The sequence below is a fragment of the Chitinivorax tropicus genome (assembly GCF_014202905.1).
Lineage (GTDB): Bacteria > Pseudomonadota > Gammaproteobacteria > Burkholderiales > SCOH01 > Chitinivorax > Chitinivorax tropicus.
In genome coordinates this window covers 1-1169 of record NZ_JACHHY010000087.1, presented here as the reverse complement: position 1 = coordinate 1169, position 1169 = coordinate 1, and the positions used below count along the sequence as shown (strand labels likewise).

Here is a 1169-nt window from a genome sequence, read left to right as displayed (position 1 = left end):
GCCCCGATCAGCCACACTGCGGCGTATCTGCGAGGCAAGGGGCTGCCTGACTGGAATATCCTGCCTCTCGAGTACACCCCTGGGACCTTGTATTCCAATCCGCTGCCGGTTAGGTTGGAGCGGGTGGGGGTGGGCGGGGTAAAGTCTGGGGAGATGATTGCTTCTGCCGGTGCAGTTCCGGTTGGCGATGGGGCTAGAACAGTTAAATTCCAAAGATCTGATTTATCAGTGTCTTTCAATGCTGATCTCGGTGAGGGTTCTGTGCTGGTTAGGGCTGCAGGGGAAACACATGAGGTTGGTCTGATTAGTACTGTTGATGGTAGCCCACAGTTCTATTTAGACAATCGGGTCGTTACGTCGGCGGGTGAGTCCATCAAGCTCAAACTGGAAGGAGGAAGCCTTACTCGTGCAGTGCTAGAAGACACTCTTTCTGCATATAAGGCAGTTTATGGTCGAGCTCCATCTGAATTGTCCGGCTCTCTAGCTCAATCCAATTTGAGTAACTTCAAGAATGAATTTTCAAGGCTAAGGCAGCAAAACTTTGTTAATACCAACCAGGCAGTTGCGGATATGGCAATTCGGAATATTTCCTTTGGTAAGAGCCGGATACAACTTGGTTACGGAAATCTAACCACGCAGATAGGAGACTTTAGTTCTATAGGTATCCCTGGAAGTGTCTGGGTTAGAGGTCTACCGGGGTTATAATTAATGTTGGACTGGTGGAGCGTAGAGTAATCATATCTCTGACGCCTCACTGTATAAGGGGAAAAAACAATGAATAAGGTAGTGCTAAGCGCAGAGACCATTCGGAAAATAGGCATGGTTTTGGGGAGGAATATTCCACAAAGCGAAGAAGGGAATATAGAATCATTTGAAGGATTTTCAGAGGCGGATTTAAATGATTTTAGGCTGCTGGAGAGTCGAAGCGGGGTTTTGGCAGTTTCATACATTAGATACAGGCTGGAAAAAAAAGAAGATCTGGATATTGTTGTCTCGTTTCTTGCTTCAGTAGTACTACAAGGGATATCTGTTCAGGAATGGGTGAAACCACGATAGGTAGTTGTCAAGCTGCAGGGCGCAGTGGGAAACAGCATCACCGACGAGATCAAGGGCTATTACACAGCAGGGGCAAGGCAGACACTTGATGAGGCATCGAACCCACGTGCCAA

General features: G+C 47.7%; 2 protein-coding genes. Both read left to right on the top strand.

The features are described 5' to 3' along the window. The coding region (locus HNQ59_RS19455; protein WP_221320308.1) for a hypothetical protein at positions 1-705 on the top strand (705 nt) is incomplete at its 5' end. Between the two features lie 69 nt (positions 706-774). Continuing rightward, positions 775-1056, top strand: coding sequence for a hypothetical protein (locus HNQ59_RS19450; RefSeq protein ID WP_184042038.1), 282 nt, complete (start codon positions 775-777; stop codon positions 1054-1056). Positions 1057-1169: the final 113 nt, after the last annotated feature.